20 protein-coding genes and 1 pseudogene are annotated in these 19690 nt (G+C 61.7%); 2 read left to right on the top strand and 19 right to left on the bottom strand.

Annotation, left to right across the window (positions count from 1 at the left end):
• Window positions 1-162 precede the first annotated feature (162 nt).
• Together DMP08_RS00985 and DMP08_RS00980 are read right to left on the bottom strand one after the other, a co-directional pair.
• Window positions 163-588, bottom strand: a complete 426-nt coding sequence (locus tag DMP08_RS00985) for a Fur family transcriptional regulator (RefSeq protein WP_123191136.1) — start codon at window positions 586-588, stop codon at window positions 163-165.
• A gap of 123 nt (window positions 589-711) precedes the next feature.
• The gene (locus DMP08_RS00980) at window positions 712-1707 is read right to left on the bottom strand and encodes a hypothetical protein (protein WP_123191135.1); all 996 of its coding nucleotides are present in this window, start codon (window positions 1705-1707) and stop codon (window positions 712-714) included.
• Between the two features lie 194 nt (window positions 1708-1901).
• On the opposite strand from DMP08_RS00980, the gene DMP08_RS00975 reads away from it, so the two are divergent.
• Window positions 1902-2429, top strand: a complete 528-nt coding sequence (locus DMP08_RS00975; RefSeq protein WP_123191134.1) for a GNAT family N-acetyltransferase — start codon at window positions 1902-1904, stop codon at window positions 2427-2429.
• Between the two features lie 130 nt (window positions 2430-2559).
• Here the strand turns inward: DMP08_RS00975 and DMP08_RS00970 are convergent, their stop codons facing one another.
• The 7 genes from DMP08_RS00970 to accB all read right to left on the bottom strand — a co-directional run bounded on the left by DMP08_RS00970 (window position 2560) and on the right by accB (window position 10084).
• The gene (locus tag DMP08_RS00970) at window positions 2560-3612 is read right to left on the bottom strand and encodes an inorganic phosphate transporter (protein WP_123191133.1); all 1053 of its coding nucleotides are present in this window, start codon (window positions 3610-3612) and stop codon (window positions 2560-2562) included.
• A 94-nt stretch (window positions 3613-3706) separates the two neighbouring features.
• Window positions 3707-5590, bottom strand: a complete 1884-nt coding sequence (gene dxs / locus DMP08_RS00965) for a 1-deoxy-D-xylulose-5-phosphate synthase (protein ID WP_123191132.1) — start codon at window positions 5588-5590, stop codon at window positions 3707-3709.
• 19 nt (window positions 5591-5609) lie between these two features.
• Entirely contained in the window at window positions 5610-5897 is a 288-nt protein-coding gene (locus DMP08_RS00960; RefSeq protein WP_114566552.1) for an exodeoxyribonuclease VII small subunit, read from the bottom strand.
• Window positions 5890-6477 carry a transcription antitermination factor NusB gene (gene nusB / locus DMP08_RS00955; protein ID WP_123191131.1) on the bottom strand — a complete coding sequence of 196 codons (588 nt, stop codon included), beginning with the start codon at window positions 6475-6477 and terminating at the stop codon, window positions 5890-5892. The genes DMP08_RS00960 and nusB overlap by 8 nt, the downstream gene beginning before the upstream one ends.
• A gap of 24 nt (window positions 6478-6501) precedes the next feature.
• Window positions 6502-6849, bottom strand: a complete 348-nt coding sequence (locus DMP08_RS00950) for an Asp23/Gls24 family envelope stress response protein (protein ID WP_114566550.1) — start codon at window positions 6847-6849, stop codon at window positions 6502-6504.
• On the bottom strand, window positions 6846-8198 hold the full coding sequence (gene accC, locus DMP08_RS00945) for an acetyl-CoA carboxylase biotin carboxylase subunit (RefSeq protein WP_123191130.1): 1353 nt from the start codon (window positions 8196-8198) through the stop codon (window positions 6846-6848). The genes DMP08_RS00950 and accC overlap by 4 nt, the downstream gene beginning before the upstream one ends.
• Complete coding sequence (accB, locus tag DMP08_RS00940; protein WP_123191129.1) at window positions 8198-10084, bottom strand: acetyl-CoA carboxylase biotin carboxyl carrier protein; 1887 nt, start codon at window positions 10082-10084, stop codon at window positions 8198-8200. Before accB ends, accC begins: the two co-directional genes overlap by 1 nt.
• A gap of 261 nt (window positions 10085-10345) precedes the next feature.
• Between accB and DMP08_RS00935 the strand changes: the two genes are divergently transcribed.
• On the top strand, window positions 10346-10657 hold the full coding sequence (locus tag DMP08_RS00935) for a helix-turn-helix domain-containing protein (RefSeq protein WP_123191128.1): 312 nt from the start codon (window positions 10346-10348) through the stop codon (window positions 10655-10657).
• Window positions 10658-10746: 89 nt separating this feature from the next.
• Here DMP08_RS00935 and efp read toward each other — a convergent pair whose 3' ends face one another.
• The 10 genes and pseudogenes from efp to ruvX all read right to left on the bottom strand — a co-directional run bounded on the left by efp (window position 10747) and on the right by ruvX (window position 19624).
• Window positions 10747-11307: an elongation factor P gene (efp, locus tag DMP08_RS00930; protein WP_123191127.1), complete on the bottom strand. Its 561-nt coding sequence runs from the start codon at window positions 11305-11307 to the stop codon at window positions 10747-10749.
• A 418-nt stretch (window positions 11308-11725) separates the two neighbouring features.
• Entirely contained in the window at window positions 11726-12886 is a 1161-nt protein-coding gene (locus tag DMP08_RS00925; RefSeq protein ID WP_123191212.1) for a M24 family metallopeptidase, read from the bottom strand.
• A 132-nt stretch (window positions 12887-13018) separates the two neighbouring features.
• A pseudogene (gene aroQ / locus DMP08_RS00920) lies at window positions 13019-13429 on the bottom strand (type II 3-dehydroquinate dehydratase); the annotation flags it as partial.
• A 3-nt stretch (window positions 13430-13432) separates the two neighbouring features.
• Window positions 13433-14545: a 3-dehydroquinate synthase gene (aroB, locus tag DMP08_RS00915; RefSeq protein ID WP_123191126.1), complete on the bottom strand. Its 1113-nt coding sequence runs from the start codon at window positions 14543-14545 to the stop codon at window positions 13433-13435.
• Complete coding sequence (locus DMP08_RS00910) at window positions 14527-15150, bottom strand: shikimate kinase (RefSeq protein ID WP_123191125.1); 624 nt, start codon at window positions 15148-15150, stop codon at window positions 14527-14529. The genes aroB and DMP08_RS00910 overlap by 19 nt, the downstream gene beginning before the upstream one ends.
• The gene (aroC, locus tag DMP08_RS00905) at window positions 15147-16319 is read right to left on the bottom strand and encodes a chorismate synthase (protein ID WP_123191124.1); all 1173 of its coding nucleotides are present in this window, start codon (window positions 16317-16319) and stop codon (window positions 15147-15149) included. Before aroC ends, DMP08_RS00910 begins: the two co-directional genes overlap by 4 nt.
• 152 nt (window positions 16320-16471) lie before the next feature.
• Window positions 16472-17410: a shikimate dehydrogenase family protein gene (locus DMP08_RS00900; RefSeq protein ID WP_244596714.1), complete on the bottom strand. Its 939-nt coding sequence runs from the start codon at window positions 17408-17410 to the stop codon at window positions 16472-16474.
• A 2-nt stretch (window positions 17411-17412) separates the two neighbouring features.
• Complete coding sequence (locus tag DMP08_RS00895) at window positions 17413-18003, bottom strand: YqeG family HAD IIIA-type phosphatase (protein WP_123191122.1); 591 nt, start codon at window positions 18001-18003, stop codon at window positions 17413-17415.
• 30 nt (window positions 18004-18033) lie between these two features.
• Window positions 18034-19191, bottom strand: a complete 1158-nt coding sequence (gene mltG, locus DMP08_RS00890) for an endolytic transglycosylase MltG (RefSeq protein ID WP_123191121.1) — start codon at window positions 19189-19191, stop codon at window positions 18034-18036.
• A 10-nt stretch (window positions 19192-19201) separates the two neighbouring features.
• On the bottom strand, window positions 19202-19624 hold the full coding sequence (gene ruvX / locus DMP08_RS00885) for a Holliday junction resolvase RuvX (RefSeq protein ID WP_123191120.1): 423 nt from the start codon (window positions 19622-19624) through the stop codon (window positions 19202-19204).
• Window positions 19625-19690: the final 66 nt, after the last annotated feature.

Here is a 19690-nt window from a genome sequence, read left to right as displayed (position 1 = left end):
GTGTAACAAAACATGTCTCGGGGGCCTACATTGCTGTGCGCTTACAGGACTGCCCTATAAGCTGAATTAGTATAGCATAGGGCCATGAACGCTATGGGTTCTTTTTAGCGTCTTGTGCGATTTTTCCGAGTAAAATGCGCTTCTTGGACGCGTACGGCATGCTCAGTTCCCTTGCGCCGCCTGACAGGTTGCGCACACGCCGTCGAAGATGATCTCGTGGCCCTCGATGGCGAAGCCGTGCGCATCCTCCACCTGAGCGACCAGATCGTCAAGGTGCGGCATCTCGATGTCGAACACGCCGCCGCACACGCGGCACTTCGCATGGTAGTGGGGCCTGTTGCGAAAATCATAGCGGTCGGCCCCGTTGGGGACCTCCACCCGCAGCACTTCGCCCCGATTCGCCAGAACGCCCAGATTGCGGTACACCGTGGCGCGCGAGATGTTGGGGTGCTTCTCGCGCACGACTTCGTACACATCGGCGGACGTGGGGTGATCGCACAGCGATTGCACCGCTTCCAAAACAAGCGCTCGTTGAATGGTGTTGCGCGTGGTTGCGCGCTCCTGCTTTTCCACAGAGGAGGAGGTCATGATATGCACCTGCCGTTCATGATAACTATACGTTTGATTAAATAGGATTATATATCGTTAGCATGAAAAGGCAAGCGTCCAGCCGGAATGGCGCGCTCCCTCCGGCGAACGTCCATATCTTCATCAACGAGGCCACGCGATAAGCAACGCCGCCAAAGCCGCAATGGAGCCCAGCGTCACCGCAGCGCTCACCGCCATCCCCTTCCTTGCCGACTTGATCGAGAACGTCTGCAGCCTCTCGAAATCGACCGAACGCGCCGCGCGAACCAACTCCTCTTCGGTTGCGTGGCCGCTTGCATGCCCGGGGCTGTCGGAAAGAACATGCTGCGCGAAGGGGAAGCACGCCAGGCGAACGGGCTGCGCGGCCAGCAGGTCCGCATGCCACGCAGCGCATTCCATAGCCAGGTTCCCCAAAGGAACGTCCAGCGCTTCGGTCATCTCCTCGGGAAAGAAGGTCAGGGAAAACGTATCCGCAGATCCGTCCGACAGTTGCCGACCGTACCCTACCGACAAGTTTCCCTCGATCCACAATCGCCAATCAAGCTTGGCCATGCGCGCGCCGGCGAGCGATGCCGAAAACGCCATCCGCCGCCCATCGTCGGCAGCCTGCATGTCAACCAGGACGCGACCATCGCTTGATGTAGTGACCACCGAGTGCGGCGCAGACGGCGCGCGCAGGCCATGCGCGCCGTCGTAGCTGATAGTGTCGCTCATGTAATCGACGATAATCCAGCTGAGCAGACCCGTTCGCTCATCCTCGGCAATCAGGTAAAGCTCGGCCCGCGCGCCCCAGAACGCGCTCGTATGAACGCGAAAGAAACTCGCTATAGCACAGCAAACAGGCTCGTCGCCCTCGAAAACGGCCGTTCTCGCCAATTTGAAACCGGAAGGAAGCAGAGCGCTTGCCCGCACCTCGTCGGTCACCTCGTAGAACAGGAAGAACGCATACGGCTCCACCACGAACCCCATGTACGGCGTGGTTTCCGATGCACTTGCGAGCATCTTGCGCTGCACCGCAGATGGCAGCATGCCGTAAAACTGCTGGAAGAAATGGATGGAGCCCACGGTAACGGGATCCACCATGCGCTCGACGCCTTTCGCGAACTCTTCGTTTCTCACAGCGACTCCTTTTCCGGGGGCCTCGACGCAAACGACTATAGGCCGAAGGCCGCCATCGCACGAAGCGAACCCGAAATCGGCACGCGGCCGTCATCGACTTGATGAGGATTCGAAGGCAAGGGGAAGCATCAGCGTTACAATGCAGAAACAACCTGCAGGAGCATCGCGGGGATCCGCGTGCAGAAAGGAGCATCATGGGAACAGCGAACGTCGCATTCGCTCCGGTGTCGTCAGACGAGGACCGTGCTCGGCTTGCGGACTTGGCCGATGAAATCTGGCACGAGTATTGGCCCGCCCTCATCGGTCCCGAGCAGACCGACTATATGGTGGAGAACTTCCAAAGCCTTGAGGCCATCGAACGGGACATGGCAGAGCATGCCTACGAGTACTGGTTTCTGCGCGCCGAAGACGACGGTCGCATCGTGGGATACACGGGCGGTCATGCGGAACCCGAAACGAACCGCTACTTCATATCGAAGATATACCTGCGCGCCGAGGAGCGCGGCAAGGGCTTCGCATCGCAAGCAATCGCGTTCTACGATCAGCTGGCGCGCGAACGCGGATTGGACGCATTGTACTTGACGGTCAACAAGCATAACGAGTTAGGCGTCCGCGCCTACCTGGGCAAAGGCTTCGAAATTATCGACGCCGTGGAAACCGACATCGGCAACGGCTTTGTCATGGACGACTACATCATGGAGCTGGCAGTACCCTCGGCCTAGCATCGTTTCGGACTGGGATGAGACAAAGGGACGGGGTCAATGACTCATTTTCGGCCGCAGGCCAGAAAATGAGTCATTGACCCCGTCCCTTTGTCTCACCTTTGTCTCATCCCCTCGTCTTACCTGCTGCTTAGAAGAACATCAGGAACAGATGGGTGAACCCGAAGGCGAGCAGGCCGCAGCCGGGGAACGTGAGCACCCAGGTGAGCACCATCTTGCCGGCAAGGCCCCACTTCACCGTACGCAGGCTTTTCTCGGCGCCGACGCCCATGATGGCCGTGGTCTTGGTGTGCGTGGTGGATACGGGCAAACCGGTGAACGTAGCCAGCCCAATGCAGAAACAGGCGGACAGGCAAGCCGAAAAGCCCTGGTACTGTTCCATCTTCACCATGTTCATGCCAACCGACTTGATGATCTTCTTGCCCCCTACGGCCGTTCCGAGAGCCATGGTCATGGAAACAAGAAGAATGAGCCACATGGGGAATTCCACATTGGAGTACGCCACGCCGTCCATCGCCAGCATGATGCCGAGCATGCACAGCGACAAGAACTTCTGCCCGTCCTGAGCGCCATGCAAAACAGCCACGCCCGCGCCAGAAACAATCTGGGCCCACTTAAAGAACGAATTCGCCTTGGTACGTTCGGCACCCCTGCAAGCCACTTTTATCAAGCGCGTGAACAGCCAACCGGTTCCAAAACCCAAAACGGTGGATATGACCAGGCCGTACACCACCTTCATCCACTCGTCGCCGTTCACGCCCGCCAAACCGCCCTGCAAGGCGATGGCGGCACCGGTAATGCCGGCGATAAGCGAATGGCTCTGCGACGTAGGTATGCCGAAGTACCACGCAGCTACGCCCCAGACGATAATGGCCACCATGGCGGCCGCAAGCGCAACGAGCGCCGCATGGTTGTTGCCTCCGAAGTCGACCATTTTGAAGATGGTCATGGCAACCGCAGAGGAAATCATCGTGATGGCGGCCAAGCCGATGAAGTTGCATACGGCGGCCATCGCGATAGCCGGAGTCGGCTTCATCGCCTTCGTTCCCACGACCGTGGCGATGGCGTTCGGCGCGTCGGTCGCACCGTTGACCACCGTGGCACCCAACGTCAGAAGCACGATGAGCGCAAGGACGGGATCGCTGCAAAACGCGGCGACGAACGCCCCGAAATCGTAGTTCATGAAAAGCCCTTTCACCTGAAAACGCCATGCAGAAACGCCACAAGAACGATATCAGGACTTTGCAAAGAAAAGATCAAATGCAGGTAAAGTTTCCCTACCCCTGCAAACGCTTCTCGATAGAGTCCGCGATACCTTCGGGGTCCAAGCCCAAATCGTGCAGGAGAGCATTGGATCCGCCTTGCTGGATATAGCGATCGGGGATGCCCAGGTTAAGGGTGGGGGCGATGCAGCCCATGCGCGCCATCTCGCCCAGCACGCCTTCGCCGACGCCGCCCGCGAGCACGCCGCCCTCAACCGTGACCACGAGCTTCGTGTCTGCAGCGCGCGCGATCTCGTCGGCATCGAGCGGCTTGGCCCAGCGCATGTCCACTACGCGCGCATCGATGCCGCGCTCCGCCAGCAGATCGGCGGCGCCGAGAGCGCGGGACACCATGCGCCCGAACGCAAGGATGGCCACGTCGCTGCCTTCGCGAATAACGCGGGCCTTGCCCTCTTCGAGCATCAGAGGCTCTTCGGGAAGCTCGACGCCCTCGGCTGCGCCGCGAGGATAGCGAATGGCGAAGGGACCGCCCATCGCCAGCGCCGTATGGAGCGCATGGACCAACTCGGCCTCGTCCGAAGGCGCAAGCACCCTCATGTTGGGGACCATGCGGGTATATACCAGATCGAACATGCCGTGGTGCGTGGGGCCATCCTCCCCCACCACGCCGGCGCGGTCGATGGCGAACACCACATCGAGGTTCGGCAGGGCGTTGTTGATGATCATCTGGTCGATTGCACGCTGCAGAAAAGTCGAGTACACGGCGATAACGGGCTTCTGGCCGCCAAGCGCCAAACCGCTGGCCAAACCAACCGCATGCTCTTCGGCTATGCCGGCGTCCACGAAACGATCGGGGAACTCCTTGGCGAAGGCATCAAGTCCGGTGCCGCCCTGCATGGCCGCCGTGATGGCCACGATGCGCTCGTCATGACGGGCTTCCTCCAGAAGGGCCTTGCCGAACACGCTCGTGTACGACGGCGAAGCCGCCGAGGGCTTCTTCTTCACTTCGCCCGTGGCAATGTCGAACGGCGCGATGCCGTGGAACTTCTCAGGGTTGCGAACCGCAGGCTCGTAGCCCGCGCCCTTGCGCGTGACCACGTGAATGAGCGCCGGACCGTCGGTGGCGAGCACCGCGGCCAGCGTTTCCTTGAGCAGCCCGATGTCGTGCCCGTCGATGGGAGCGGTGCACAAGATGCCCAGCTGCTCGAACATCATCGAACGAGGGATGATGAACTGTTTCATGGACTCTTTCATGTTGCGGCCGAACTTGGCCAAGGCGTTGCTGAACGGGCCGCCGCTTTCCAGCACTTCCTGCACGCTGTCGCGCGTCTGACGATACTGCGTCGATGCACGCATGTACCCCAGATGCTTCATAAGCGCGCCAACGTTGCGAGAAATGGACATCTCGTTGTCGTTCAAGATGATGACCAGGGGCGTTTGCGCCTGACCGATGTTGTTGAGTGCCTCGAAGGCCATGCCGCCGGCAAGCGCTGCATCGCCGATGACCGCCACGATCTTCTCGGTGCCGCCCGCCAGATCGCGTGCCTCGGCCAAGCCCAACGCTACGGAAAGCGAGTCGGAAGCATGACCGGACGGATGCACGTCGTACGGGCTTTCACCCGGCTTCGGGAAGCCGGACAGGCCCCCGTACGTACGCAGGGTACCGAATTCCTCAAGACGGCCCGTCACCAATTTGTGCGCATACGCCTGATGTCCCACATCGAAAATCAGCTTGTCACGAGGGCAGTCCAACATGCTGTGCGCCGCCAAAATGATCTCCACCGCGCCCAACGATGAAGCCACGTGACCGCCGGTATCCGACGTCACCGTGATGATCTCCTCGCGGATTTCCTGCGCAAGAATAGAAAGCTCCTCGTTACTCAGGAGCTTCAAATCTGCAGGAGACGATACTATGTCCAGAATACGCTTCTCGTTCATGCAGCGTGCCTTTCAAGCATCAAGCCGTAGCAGGATCGCTCGGACTTGCGTCAGAGGGATCGGCGACAGGTTCGGCGGGAGCGGCTGCTCCCGCCGTTTCGGCTGCATCGCCTTCGGCCTGGTCGGCCGCGCGCTGCGCCTCTATATTCTCTTCAAGCAAGTCGCTTGCGCGCAAGCCCAAGCCCACTGCTTCTTCGTACAGGGCCAGAGCTTCGTCAAGCGGCAGCGACTCATCGCTCACCGCATCGACGATCTGATCAAGGCGAGATTTCACGTCCTCGAACGTCTGGTAGCCTTCGTTAGGCATTCGAAGCCTCCGAAGCAACGCACGGTGCCGCCGCCTCTTCGACAGGAGCTTCGAAAACGGGGGCCGGCGCGGCTTCCGCATCAGCGGGGGCCGCTACGGAAGCCTCCGAGGCCGGCTCATCCTCAGCAGACTCGTCTGCGGAATCGTCCACCGCATCCTCCACGCCGTCAAGACGCTTTGCAATGCGGCCGAGCACACCGTTGACGAAACGCGGAGATTCGTCTTCGCCGCCGAAGTCTTTAGCCAGCTCAACGGCTTCGTTGATGCTGACCGAAGTCGGCACGTCTTCCACGTACATCATTTCGTACGTCGCAAGACGCAGAATGGAGCGGTCGACGATGGGCATGCGATTGAGCGACCAGTTCTCGGACGTTGCCACCAGATGGTCGTCGATTGCACAACGATGCGCTTCCACCCCCCTGATAAGGGACAGCGCATAATCGGGCAAGAACCCGTCGTCGGACAAGCGCGCATCACCTTCGGCGATAGCCGCCGGCGACTCGTCGGTAATTTCGCTTGTGTAGAGCACCTGCAGCGCAACGCGACGCGCGTGCGTTCGTTCATGTCGTTTGGCAGCCATAAATGTACCTAAAACCTCCGCTGCTTAGCGAGCGAACTGAATGCCGTCGATGTACACGTCAACGGAAGCCACGCTTGCCCCCACCTGGCTGGACACCGCATCAGCAATGGCCTTGCGCAAGTTGGCGGCAAGATCGGGCAGCACGTAGCCGTAGTACACGTCGACACGCACGGAAACCTGCAGTTTGTCGTCTTCGTCGATCGCGACCTCGATGCCTTGCGTCGAGGGCTTGCCCGCGAACACCGAGCGAAGGCTGCTCGTTGCCGAAGGGCCGACCGAGGCAACGCCGTCAACCTCGTTGGCGGCTATGGACACGATGGTCTCGACGACGCCCGGCGCAAGCGCCATGCCATCAAGATTCAATTCCGTCATAGCACATCTCCCATCTGGGTTTCGATAAAATCGGTTGTCGCATCGCCCGCGCAGAACACAGCGTTCTCCAAAACGCGGCGATGGAACGGAATGGTGGTCTGGATGCCCTCGATGACGAACTCGTCAAGGGCACGACGCCCGCGGGCGAGCGCCTCTTCGCGATCCTGCCCATGCACGATGAGCTTGGCCACAAGCGAATCGTAATACGGGGAGATGCGAGAGCCCGTGCGCACGTAGCTTTCCACGCGCACGCCAGGGCCCGACGGAGCCTCGAACTTCGTCACGTTGCCCGGGCACGGACGGAAGCCGTGCTCAGGATCCTCGGCGTTGATGCGGAACTCGATGGCATGCCCCTGCGGCGTGAACGGCGCGCGGGAGGCGCAGCTCATAGGCTCGCCGGCGGCAATGCGCAGCTGTTCCTTGATGATATCGGTGCCGGTGATCTCCTCCGTGACGGGGTGCTCCACCTGCACGCGGGTGTTCATCTCCATGAAGTAGAAGCGGCCATCGGTGTCCAGCAAAAACTCGATGGTTCCGGCGTTGCGGTAGTCCACGGCACGCACGGCCTTGATGGCCGCGACGCCCATGGCGCGACGCAGGTCCTCGGTCAGCGCCGGAGAGGGCGCTTCCTCGATGAGCTTCTGATGGCGACGCTGCACGGAGCAGTCGCGCTCGCACAGCGCGATATGGTTGCCGAAATCGTCAGCGAGCACCTGCACCTCGACATGGCGCGGACGCAGCACGAGCTTCTCCAAGTACACGCCGTCGTTGCCGAAGGCGGCTCCCGCCTCGGTGCGAGCCGCCTGGTACTGGGATTCCAGCTCGGCAGGGTCGTGCACCTCGCGCATGCCCTTGCCGCCGCCGCCGGCCGTCGCCTTGATGAGCACGGGATAGCCTACGGAATCGGCGAACGCCTTGGCCTCGGCCGCCGTGTCGATGCAGCCGTCCGAACCGGGAACGGTGGGCACGCCGCACGACTTCATGGTCTCGCGCGCAGAGCTCTTGTCGCCCATGCGCTCGATGCAATCGGCTGCGGGGCCGATGAACACCAGGTCGTTGTCCGCGCAAGCGCGCGCGAAATCGGCGTTCTCGGCCAGGAAGCCATAGCCCGGATGGATGGCTTCGGCACCGGTGTTTTTGGCAGCGGCGATGATGCTGGGCATCACCAGGTAGCTCTTGTTCGCCTGAGCAGGGCCGATGCATACGGCTTCGTCAGCGTACTGCACGGGGTAGGTGTCGGCGTCCTCGGTCGAGTAGACCGCGACCGTCTTCACCCCCAGCTCCTTGCAGGCGCGCATGACGCGCAGCGCCACCTCGCCGCGATTGGCTATGAGGATCTTCTTGAACATTACACGGTCTCCGGAATCTTGGACTGCTCGCTGACGGGCTCGACGTAGAACAGCACCGTGCCGAACTCGACCGGCGAGGCATCTTCAAGGCAAATCTCGCGAACGGTGCCCATTTCCTCGGCCGTGATCTCGTTCATGAGCTTCATGGCCTCGACGATGCACAGCGTCTGGTTGGCGGTCACCTCGTCGCCTACCTGGACGAAGGGCGGCTCGCCCGGAGCCGGAGACGTGTAGAACGTGCCCACCATGGGAGCCGTGACGGCATACCAATCGGCCGGGCGGCTGTTCTCGGCAGGAGCCTCGGCCGGAGCGGCTGCGGGCGCGGCCGGAGCGGCGGCAACCTGCGGCACGGCCTGGGGCTGCGCGGCCACGGCGGACATGGCGCTGGGCATGCGCACGGCAATGCGGGCGCCCTCTTCTTCCACTATGATCTCGCCGACGCCGCTTTCCTCGGCAACGCGAACCAGCTCGCGAATCTGATTGATATCCACGTAATCGTCCTCCTTGGTCTGGCTCGACTCCTGCTCCATGAGGAAATCGACCTTCTCCGATGTGCGGTGCTTGCTCAGGAACGTGCGCGCCTCGTTCGGGAACAGGGCGTACATGAGCACGTCCTCCTCCGTCTTCGCAAGGTCGCCGATCTCGGCGGCAACCTCGTCGAACGTGGTGGTCACCAGAGAGCCGGGCGCCACGTCGGGCGGCAACATCTCGGAGTTGCCGACGACCTTCGCCACGATGTCCTTGTCCATGCGACCCGGCGCCTTGCCGTAATAACCGCAGATGTAATCCTTCATCTCCTTGGAAACCACGCCCCAGCGCTTGCCGGTCAGCACGTTGAACACGGCTTGCGTGCCCACGATCTGCGACATCGGGGTAACCAGCGGCGGATAGCCCACCTCGGCGCGAACCTTCGGGATCTCGCGCATGACTTCCGGCAGGCGGTCGCTGGCGTTTTGCACCTCAAGCTGCGAGAGCAGGTTCGACATCATGCCGCCGGGCACCTGGTGCGAGTACACCTGCATGTGGATGAGCGAGGAGACGCCGCGCTTGTAGTGACCGCGCTTGCGCACCTCTTCCCAGTATTCGGCGATCTCGAACAGCAGGTCAAGATCAAGACCCGTGTCGTAGCGGCTCTCCTGCAACGCGGCGGCGATCATCTCGACCGCCGGGTGGCTGTTGCCGAACGCAAGCGGCGCATGCGCGGTGTCCGCGATGGCGGCGCCGGCTTCGGCGGCCTTGAGGATGTTGGCGGGAGCCATGCCGCCGACGTAATGGCAGTGAATATGCACCGGCAAACCGATTTCAGCGTTGAACGCCTTGACCATGCGCTCGGTGCGATACGGCGTGAGCATGCCCGCCATGTCCTTGATGCAGATGGAATCCGCGCCCAGGTCCTTGAGCTGCTGGCCGTAGTCAAGGAAGCTGTCAAGGGTGTGGACCGGCGACATCGTATAGGAGATGGCTCCCTCGAAATGCGCGCCGCATTCCTTGATGGCCTCGGCATTGTCGATCACGTTGCGAATGTCATTCAGGGCGTCGAACACACGGAACACATGGATGCCGTTGCGATTGGCGGCCTTGATGAAACGGTTGACGATCTCACGCGAGTAATGCTTGTAGCCCACCAGGTTCTGACCACGGGAAAGCATCGCGAGCGGCGTGTTCGGCGTGTTGGCCTTGATGGAGCGCAGGCGATCCCATGGGTTCTCGTCGAGGAAGCGCAGGCACGTATCGAACGTCGCACCGCCCCAGGACTCGATAGCCCAGTATCCGACACGGTCCATTTTAGGCAGAATCGGCAGCATGTCGCCAATCTGCATACGCGTGGCCCACAGGCTTTGCTGGCCGTCACGGATGGTGGTATCCATGATTTGAAGCCTTGGCATGAACTCACACCCCCTTCGGTTTGCAGTTAGTCAAAGATCGAATTAAGCATTATAGAAGAAGGTTACACCCTCCGGGCTGCCGGGAGGAAAATTCACCGGTAAGCAACAGAATACCAAGGCAGGAGGAGACGCGCGAGGGTTCGAAGGACGAAACGAGCGCGTCAATCGAGCCTTTTTCACAATGCCGTTGTTTCGAAGGGAAATAGCAAAATGTAATCAACCGATTACAACACTATGTAATTGCGTGATTACGCTGTGCCCATGAGCCGCCTGGAGAAACACGAGCACCTGAGGAGCAAGGACCCCCTTGCCTGTTGCCACGCCTGCGAATTGGGAGAGAACGTGCGCAGCCTGCGCAAAGCGCAGCGGCTCTCGCAGGATCGCCTGGCGCAGATGATAGGAACGAAGCATCCGCGCATCAGCGACATCGAGTACGGCTTGGCCGATCTGCGCATTTCGGAAATCGACCAGATCGCCCGCGCCCTCGACGTACGTCCGAGCGAGCTTCTGGATCTTGAGGCGCACCACCCTCGCGACTTCCCACTGCCCCCTGACGGACACGCGCCGCTCTAGCACGCACCACGCTTCGACAGTCGCCGGTGAGACGAAGGGACGCCCATGCAGGCGCCCCCTCGGAGTTTCCAATCAAGAACAAGCTTAGGTTAGACGCGCTTAATGAAGCGGCCGTCGCGCGTGTCGATCTGCAGGATGTCGCCAGGCTCGACGAACATGGGAACCTGCACCGTAGCGCCGGTTTCGAGCGTAGCGGGCTTAGAGCCGCCCTGCACGGTGTCGCCCTTGAAGCCGGGATCGGTTTCGGCCACTTCAAGCTCCACGAACATCTGCGGCTCAATGCTGATCAGCTCGTCGCCGGCATACAGCAGGCTAGCCTCGTCGTTTTCCTTGAGCCACTGCGCCGCATCGCCCACGGTCTCGGCCGGGATGGCCAATTGCTCGAACGTGTCGTTGTCCATGAAGTTGAAGTCTGCACCATCGTTGTACAGGTACTGCAGCTTCTTCGTCTCCAGGCGCACGGACTCAACCTTGACGCCGGCGTTGAAGGTGTTGTCGATAACGCGTCCGGTCTTGATGTCGCGCAGCTTCGTGCGGACGAAGGCGCCGCCCTTGCCGGGCTTCACGTGCTGGAATTCAACGATCGTGCACAGCTTGCCGTTGTACTCGATGCACATGCCGTTCTTGAAGTCGGCGGTAGAGATAGCCATTCTGGGTATTCCTTTCGTTCACGGGTCTCCGCTGCGTGCCGCGGGGCCCGATCAGCGTTCAAACTGGTTCATTATACTCATAGCATGCGTTCTTGACATGGCGCGCATCGCTCCCGTCAGAAAAAAATCAGGAGTTGCGCTGCAACGAGACCGGCATGAGCATCGGAACGTTGCACGGCCTTCGCACGGCGCCTCCCCTGTCAAAACGAGCGAGTTTTACTGGTCCTTAACCAAGGATAAAGCGAACCTCCAGGCTTGTGACCTGGGATTTTAAAAAATGCCTCGAGGGAAGTTCGCCTCAAAAGGCCTTTTACACCCGCAAAACTCGTTCGTTTTGGCAAGTTGGCGCCCGGCCCGCCAAAACAGGAGGCTGCGTCGACGCCCAAGCGCACGCTCGTACCCGACTCCAACAATCCGGCTAGAGCACCACCGGATCGTGCGGAGAGCACGTGAACACCTCGAACCCGGATTCGGTGATCACGCCGAAATCCTCCAAACGCATGCCGAACTCGCCCGGCAGGTACACGCCCGGCTCCACCGTGACCACGTTGCCCGCCGCGAGCGGACGATCGTTGCGGGGAGACAGCACGGGCTCTTCATGCACGTCGATGCCCACGCCATGGCCCAAGCCGTGACCCATCTTGCCAGCGAAGCCAGCTTCCGCCAAAACGCGCTCGGCAAGCTCGTGCGCCTCCTTGCCGGTAACGCCCGGCCCGAGAAGCGCCTCCACCTGCTCGTTCGCAGCGCGAATAGCCTCGTAAGCGCTGCGCATGCGGGCATCCGGCTGCCCCAGGAACACCGTGCGCGTCATGTCGGAGCAGTACCCGTAAGCCCGGGCACCGAAGTCGAGCACCACGCACTGGCCCGCCTCGAGGCGCGTTGCTCCCGGTATCGCGTGGGGGCTGGCGCCGTTCGGGCCCGCGGCGACGATCGACGAGAACGCCAAGCCGTCGGCACCGCGGCGGCGCATGAAATCCTCCAGCTCGATTTGAACCTCTCGCTCGGTCATGCCCACGCGCATGAACCCGACGATATGCGCAAACGCCGCATCGGTGACGGCCTGCGCGGCCTTCATGCGGGCAATCTCGGAAGCGTCCTTCACGGCGCGCAAGCCCAACACGAAGTTGGACGTTTCGCGCAGCTTGACCGCGCTTCCCGCGAACGCCGACTCGAGTGCGCGGTAATTCGAGAGAGCCAGGGAATCTTCGATGCCCAGATGGAAACGAGGCGCTTGCTCGCACGCGCCTTCCTGCGATGCCCGGCCGCAACCCTGCTCTTGCAAAGCAGCTACGGATTTCACCGCGAACTCGGCATGCGTCGCACGCTGGGCGTCCACGACAATCGAGCCCTCGGGCGAAGCGGCGGCACGGGCAGCTTCACTGTAGCGCGAATCGGTATGAAGAACCGCGGCCTGCGGATCGACCAGCAGCGCATGGGCGCTCTCGTCGTCGAAAACGCCGTCGAACGCCGTCAACCACGCGATATTGGACGTGTCGCGAACCAGAAACGCCCCCATGCACTCGTCGGCACAGGCGGCGCGCAGGCGGTCGAGGCGGCGCGCAGCGGCCCCTGGCTGCATCGGCGCGGCCGCGTCGGAAGCAGCCTGATCAGCCGCAGCCCGCTCCATCCGGCCGCCTACGATCACCTGCCCGGCACCGCAGCGATCCTGATACCCTTCGCCCAGACGCTCGCACGCGCCTTCAAGCAGCACGTCGATGGCGTCGCAGTACCCTTTGAAGCCGCGACCCTTCACCTGAGCAACGCAAACGGGAGCGATCACCGACACGCGGCGAAACGGCTCGCGCGCATCCACGTCCGAGATATGCACCTCGACGCATGGAACGTCGATGCCGCCAACGGCATCGCGCAGCGCGTAGGAATAATGGGTATGCGCACCGGGGTTGTACACGATGCCGTCGTACACGTCACGGGCCGCGTGAATCTTGCGAATGAGCTTGCCTTCGCTGTTCGACTGGAAGCAAGCAACCTCCACGTTGCGCTTCTTGCCGTACGCTTTCACTTCGCGCTCCAGGTCGTTGAGGGTATCGCGCCCGTACACCGACGGCTCGCGCACCCCCAGCATATCCAGGTTCGGCCCGTTAACCACCAGTATCTTCTTCATGGTCTACCCCTTGCTTTTCGCCCAGGCGCTCAAATGCTCCAAGATCACGTTATCGGAAACGTCCATCAGCTCCCACGAGCCCACGTCACGAGGAAGCACGAAGCGAACCTGTCCATGGCGCGCTTTCTTGTCCCGTTTCATAGCGGCCAGCATATCGCCGGGTTCGGCCGACCACGCAAGAGCCGGCAATCCCAACGCGTCAAGCAGATCGTCTTGAGCTTGCACGAATTCCAAAGAAGCGCCCGCTAGATCCACCGCCAGGCGCGCGGCGAACCGCATGCCCTCCGCCACGGCCGCACCGTGCGAATACGTGCCGTACCCGGCTAAAGCCTCCACGGCATGACCCAACGTGTGCCCGTAGTTCAAGCACTCGCGCACGCCCTTGCTCTCCTGCTTGTCCGCAGCCACCACGTTGGCCTTGAACACCACCGATCGAGCGATAGCCTCTTCAACCGCGGCTTGATCGCGTGCAGCCAGCGCCTGCGCCGATTCGACCAGCCAGAAAAAGAACTCGTCGGACTCGATGACGGCCGATTTTGCGATCTCGGCGCATCCGCACGCCCATTCGCGATCGTCGAGCGTGGACAGCACGGCGGTGTCCGCGCACACGTACGCAGGCTGGTTGAACGTGCCGACCAGATTCTTGCCCGCCGCAAGGTTGACGCCGGTCTTGCCGCCCACAGAAGAATCCACCATGGAGAGCAACGTCGTGGGAACCTGCACCACCGACACGCCGCGCATGTAGGTCGAGCCGACGAAGCCGGCCAGATCGCCCACCACGCCGCCGCCAAGGGCAACCACCAGGCAATCGCGCCCCAAGGACAGCTGAGCCATGGCTTCCCAGATTTCAGCGGCCACCTCGACGGACTTCGAACCCTCGCCCGCCGCAACCGTCACGTCGCTCACGCGAAAACCCGCTTGGGCGAGAGCAGCCTTCGCATCGACAAGGTAGAGCGGAGCCACGTTGTCGTCGGTGACGACGAGCACGCGCTCCACGCGCTCAAGCGCCGGATGCTTCCGTACATGGGCGCCCAGCTTGGCAAGCACCCCCGCACCGATGCGAACGTCGTACGGGTTTTCATCCGCAAGGTTGACCACTACTTTCGTTGCAGGCACAAGACGCCCTCCTTCTCGAGCGCAGCCTGCACCTCGCGGGCGATAGCTGCAACGCTTTTTCCAGCAGTGTCGATGGTAATGTCGGCAACTTCAGCGTACAGGGGCACGCGCTCCTCCGCCGTTTGGCGAGCGGACTCGATGTTTTGAAACAGCGGGCGGGTGGACGTGTCGCTAATGCGCGATTTCGCCTCGTCGGCCGTCACCTTGAGGTACACGACAAACCCTGCGTCGTGCAAGATGGCACGATTCTCCGAGCGCTTCACCACCCCGCCGCCGCATGAAACCAGCAGGGGGTCTTTGGCAGCAAGCTCGCGAAGCACATCGGTCTCGATGTCGCGGAAGCCGTCCTCGCCCGATTCGGCGAAGATCTCCTTGACGCGCTTTCCTTCCCGACGCTCGAGGTACGTGTCCATATCCACCGACGCGACGCCGCAGGTTCGCGCAAGGCGCCGTGCCACCGACGTTTTGCCCGCGCCCATGAACCCCACGAAAAACACCGGGCGGTCAAGCTGCCCCGCAACCCGGGGCCGCGAAGCAGCCGGACGCGAGCAGCTGGACGCGACGCGGGCATGCTCCCTATTGGTGCTCGATCCCCCGCCGGTCATCGGGACATCGTCCTCAGTCGCTGCCGATACGCCTTCACGGCAGCCTTGATGTCGGCCATGTTGTCGCAGCCGAACTTTTGCAGGTAGGCGTCGGCCAGCACGAACGACACCTCGCTTTCAGCCACCACCGCGCAAGCGGGAACGGCACAGGTATCGCTGCGCTCTTTCGACGCCTCCTCAACCTCGAGCGTGTCCAGGTTCACCGTTTCAAGCGGGGTCATGAGCGTAGGGATGGGCTTCATGGCGGCCGTCACGATAAGCGGCATTCCCGTGGTCATGCCGCCTTCCAAACCGCCTGCGTTGTTCGAGGTTCGCACGAATCCCGCTTTGCCGTCCAGAGCGATAGGATCGTGCACCTGCGATCCAACGCGGCGCGCCGCCTCGAAGCCCAAGCCGAATTCGACGCCCTTGATGGCGGGGATCGAGAACAGCGAAGCGCCCAAGCGCGAGGTCAGGCGATCCCCCGCCGTAGCGTAGCCCCCTACGCCGGGGAGCAACCCGCGAACCACCACGCGAAACGTTCCGCCCAGGCTTTCGCCCGCGCCTTTCGCGCGATCTATTTCGGCTTTCATGGCCTGGGTGGCCGCCTCGTCAGGGCAGCGAACCTCGCTGGTCTCGATGGAGAGCGGCTTGTAGTCCGCTGCGCTCATGAGCGGGTCCTGCTCTTCGAAAACAGCGGATCCAATAGAGGTGACGTACGAGAACACCTCCACGCCCAAATCGGCCAAGAACTCGCGTGCAATGCCGGCGGCGGCCACGCGAGCCGCCGTCTCGCGCGCACTTGCACGCTCCAAGATATTGCGACAGTCGTCGGTGTTGGTTTTGAGAGCGCCCACCAAATCCGCATGTCCGGGGCGTGGGCACACTTCGCGCACCAGGTCAGATGGGGTATCGCCGAACGCAGCCATGCGGTCGGTCCAATTTTGCCAGTCGCGGTTGCGCACCACGAGCGCAATGGGGGTTCCCAGCGTGCGCCCGAAGCGCACGCCCGACGTCACCTCGACGGTGTCGGTTTCGATCTTCTGACGCCCGCCGCGGCCGTAGCCCGCCTGGCGCCGCGCCAAGTCGATGTTGATCTGCTTCTCGGAAATCTTAAGGCCGGCCGGCACGCCCTCCACGATAGCCGTGAGGCACGGCCCGTGGCTTTCGCCTGCTGTGAGGTATCTCATGGTGGTTCGCTTTCCGCGTTATTCTAAGTACGTTCATAGAATATTGTAGCGCACCAGTTCAGCAAGGCCGACGAAAAGCGGGCGCACGTCGAGAAACGCCACGGCAAGGGAGCGAGCCTTTTACGAAAGCCACCTTCTCAGCCAAACGCTCGCTAGCAGTCAAACCCCGCAGCCTGCGCCATGGTGTCGAACAGCTCGGCTTCTTCCAGCTTCACCTCGACGTCTGCAAGATCGCACACGGTCAGCACCGTAGCCACCGCCTGGGCCACCAGCATGCCCGACCCGTCGAACACCGTGCATCCCGCTTCGCGCGCCGCAGCTACGAGCGCGGTTTCACCGTGTCCGTACACGGCGTCGAACACGGTTTGGGAAGGGCGCAGCAATGCGGTGTCGAGCGGTGCCGCATCGCCCGCTTTCATACCCAAGGGCGTGGCGTTCACTATCAAATCAGCCGACGCAAGCGCCTTTTCCGACGTAGCGTAGCTACCGAACTTGAACGTAGTTCGCTCGTACGCGGTGCGAAAACTACGATGATGCGGACGCGCGGGCGGCAGGTCGATCGTTGCCGTGGCCATAAGGCCGAACCGCTCGACGTACGCTTCGAGAGCCCGGCGCGTGCGCTCTTTGTCGCGACCGACCAGCAGCGCCACGTCCGCACCGGCCAACGAACTTGCATGCAGGATCGACAATGCCGTAGGACCGGTGCCGCACACGGCCACGCGTTTGCCCGCAAAGCTGAAACCCGTGCGCTCCAGATAGGACACGCAGCCTTGACCATCGGTGTTGAAGCCGATCAGGGCGTCGCCTTTGCGCACCAGCACGTTGGCGCCCAGCGCCAGCTTGGCCGTTGCCGCCTGAGCCGTTGCCGCCTGGAACGCAAGGGGCTTGTAGGGCGTGGTGATATTGACGGAAAGAAAATCGCGCGCATCCAGGAACGACCGCGCTTCGTCGTCGGTTGCGCAGTCTTTCGGGGAGTACGTCCACGGCAAACCCAGCCGTTCGTAGACGGCGTTGTACATGACCGGCGATTTCGAATGCGCGATAGGATGTCCCAACAGGTACAAGCTTTGCGGTTTCGTGGCCTCGGTCATGGCTATCCTTCCTTGTTCGCCGATTCTATGTTCGTTTGAACGTGCGACCCGTTCGTCTTTCCGGCGGGATGCGCAGTTGAAGCCGAGGGGGTAACGGCACCCTCGGGCTTGCGATCCCCCATAACCAGACGCTCGAAATTGCGCAGCATAAGCGTGTGCGGCAGATCTTGCTCCACCAAAGGAGCCAGCAAATACGCTTTCATGCCCATGAAGTGAGCCCCCAGCACGTCGGTGACCAGCTGATCTCCGATCACCACGGTTTCCGCGCGCTTGGCTCCCAGCTTCGAGAGGGCGATCATGAACGCCGGTGGCAAAGGCTTGACCGCCTTCGCCACGATGGGCAGCGACAACCGCTGTGCCAGGTGGTACACGCCCTCATGCCAATTGTTCGAAACCAGGCAAAACGAGATGCCCGCGTCGCGCGCCTGGCCAAGCCACAGCCCCACATCGCGCGGAACCTCGTGCGTATCGCGCGTGAGGATGGTGTTGTCGACGTCCAAAAAGACGTTGCGGTATCCCAACGCCAAAAGATCGCGATCGATATCGACCTTCGAAAGGCGCGAGAAGTATCTGTCAGGTTTCAAAAACGGCATGGCGGCGAATTCGTTTCAGCGGGCCGCAGCCTACGAGAACGTCTTTATGTGCTCGTCGTAGGTTTTGCTGAAGAAGTAGTTGCCGTCCTTGTCGAAGTAGAAGAAGAAATAGGTGCCCAACGCCTCCTTGTCAGGAGCCGTCACTGCCGTAAGGCAATCAAGGCCCGGAGAGCAGATGGGCGTAGGCGGCAAGCCCTTGTTGGCGTACGTGCTATACGGCGTTTGGGCATGCACTTCTTCGCCCGTGGGATCGTGGCCCACCTCGTACGCGGTAGTGGCATCGGACTGAAGGAAGCCGTAGCTGGGGTCCCCCTGCGTGGCCAGGCGGTTGTAGAACACGGCGGCAACCTGGGCGCGCACATGCTCGTCTCCGCTGGATTCCTTCTCTACGATAGAGGCCAGCTTGACCGCATCGTAGATGGACAAGCCCTGCGACTGAGGATAGGACCAGTCGAGGTTGGCCGTTTCGGTTTGGAATTGGGTGAGCATCGTACGAACGATAGAATCGGCCGTAGCATCATCTCCCAAGCTGTACGTCTTGGGGAACAAGAAGCCCTCCAAGCTGTTCGTTCCCGCATCGGCCAAGAAACTGTAATCGGCAGCGTAAACGCTTGCGTTGGATGCAGCCGCCGTGAAGTCTTCCGCCGAAACGCGGCCTTCGGTTGCCGTCGCAACAGCGTTGGCGATGTCGGCAAGCTTAAAGCCTTCGGGAATGGTCAAGCCGCCGGTCATGACGGGTCCGGTTTCCAGGGCCTTGATGATGCTGTCAAGCGATGCGCCTCCCGCGAACGTGTACGTGCCCGGCTTAAGCTGGGACGCCGCGTTCAACTCGTTCACGCGCTTGGTGAACTCGCTCGCACTCGACACCAAGCGAGCCTCAACCAGCTGGTCGGCAATAGCGGAAGCGCCGGATCCGTCGGCAACGGTGATCGTAGCTTCTTCGCCTTCGGCCAGCAGCTCGACCTGCGGACCCGAGCAGCTGTTGAACAGGGTGAGCACGCCCCATCCCAAACCGCCGAGCACGATGATAGCGAGAATGATCGCAAAGACAATGGGCGCTTTGCTTTTCTTCGGTCGGATATAACTGGTATCGTACGTTCTAAATTGACGTTCGCCGCGAGCATGCGCAGAGCGAGCTGCATGGTTCGGTCGCTGCGAATACGTGACTTGCCTTTTCCGTGAGGGCATGGGCTGTCCTTCACCTTTCCCCGTTGCGGCGAGCATCGAGCCACGCCTGCAAGAACAAACTCGCGGCTATCATATCTATTTTGCCGCGCATGTCGCGTTCGCTCAAGCCCTTTTCACGCAAACTCCGTTTGGCTTCCTGGGAGCTAAGACGTTCGTCGGCGAACTCAACGGGAATATCGCACGCCCTTCCGATACGACCGGCCGTCTCGCGAATACGCGCCGCCTGCGGCCCCTCTGCCCCCGCCATCGTGTAGGGAAGCCCGCACAGCAACAGCTCCGGCTCCCAGTCCTCAAGCACGCGTTTGAACGACTTCGCTCCGCCAAGCACCTCGCTTGCCGGAAGCACGCACACCGGCGACGCAACCCGCTCCCCCGGATCGCACACGGCAATCCCGATACGCGTCTCGCCAATATCCAAGCCCATGATGCGCACAAGCGCTCCTATCCGTCGTTGAAAAGCCTTCGACTACGCGCCTGCGGCGCCCGCCTACGAGGGCGC

This window comes from Paraeggerthella hongkongensis, assembly GCF_003726035.1.
GTDB classification, from domain to species: Bacteria; Actinomycetota; Coriobacteriia; order Coriobacteriales; family Eggerthellaceae; genus Paraeggerthella; species Paraeggerthella hongkongensis.
Note: the sequence above shows the minus strand (reverse complement) of the source record. Positions and strands in the feature narration are given on the sequence as shown.

Excerpts from the sequence above, each read along its gene's own strand:
- DMP08_RS00985 (WP_123191136.1), bottom strand. The coding sequence starts at position 588 with ATGACCTCCTCCTCTGTGGAAAAGCAGGAGCGCGCAACCACGCGCAAC.
- DMP08_RS00910 (WP_123191125.1), bottom strand. The coding sequence starts at position 15,150 with ATGACCGGCGGGGGATCGAGCACCAATAGGGAGCATGCCCGCGTCGCG.
- DMP08_RS00960 (WP_114566552.1), bottom strand. The coding sequence starts at position 5,897 with ATGCCTAACGAAGGCTACCAGACGTTCGAGGACGTGAAATCTCGCCTT.
- mltG (WP_123191121.1), bottom strand. The coding sequence starts at position 19,191 with ATGCCCTCACGGAAAAGGCAAGTCACGTATTCGCAGCGACCGAACCAT.
- aroC (WP_123191124.1), bottom strand. The coding sequence starts at position 16,319 with ATGAGATACCTCACAGCAGGCGAAAGCCACGGGCCGTGCCTCACGGCT.
- DMP08_RS00950 (WP_114566550.1), bottom strand. The coding sequence starts at position 6,849 with ATGACGGAATTGAATCTTGATGGCATGGCGCTTGCGCCGGGCGTCGTC.
- nusB (WP_123191131.1), bottom strand. The coding sequence starts at position 6,477 with ATGGCTGCCAAACGACATGAACGAACGCACGCGCGTCGCGTTGCGCTG.
- accB (WP_123191129.1), bottom strand. The coding sequence starts at position 10,084 with ATGCCAAGGCTTCAAATCATGGATACCACCATCCGTGACGGCCAGCAA.
- accC (WP_123191130.1), bottom strand. The coding sequence starts at position 8,198 with ATGTTCAAGAAGATCCTCATAGCCAATCGCGGCGAGGTGGCGCTGCGC.
- DMP08_RS00970 (WP_123191133.1), bottom strand. The coding sequence starts at position 3,612 with ATGAACTACGATTTCGGGGCGTTCGTCGCCGCGTTTTGCAGCGATCCC.
- DMP08_RS00935 (WP_123191128.1), top strand. The coding sequence starts at position 10,346 with ATGAGCCGCCTGGAGAAACACGAGCACCTGAGGAGCAAGGACCCCCTT.
- DMP08_RS00900 (WP_244596714.1), bottom strand. The coding sequence starts at position 17,410 with ATGACCGAGGCCACGAAACCGCAAAGCTTGTACCTGTTGGGACATCCT.
- DMP08_RS00895 (WP_123191122.1), bottom strand. The coding sequence starts at position 18,003 with ATGCCGTTTTTGAAACCTGACAGATACTTCTCGCGCCTTTCGAAGGTC.
- efp (WP_123191127.1), bottom strand. The coding sequence starts at position 11,307 with ATGGCTATCTCTACCGCCGACTTCAAGAACGGCATGTGCATCGAGTAC.
- DMP08_RS00975 (WP_123191134.1), top strand. The coding sequence starts at position 1,902 with ATGGGAACAGCGAACGTCGCATTCGCTCCGGTGTCGTCAGACGAGGAC.
- dxs (WP_123191132.1), bottom strand. The coding sequence starts at position 5,590 with ATGAACGAGAAGCGTATTCTGGACATAGTATCGTCTCCTGCAGATTTG.
- DMP08_RS00925 (WP_123191212.1), bottom strand. The coding sequence starts at position 12,886 with ATGCAGCCAGGGGCCGCTGCGCGCCGCCTCGACCGCCTGCGCGCCGCC.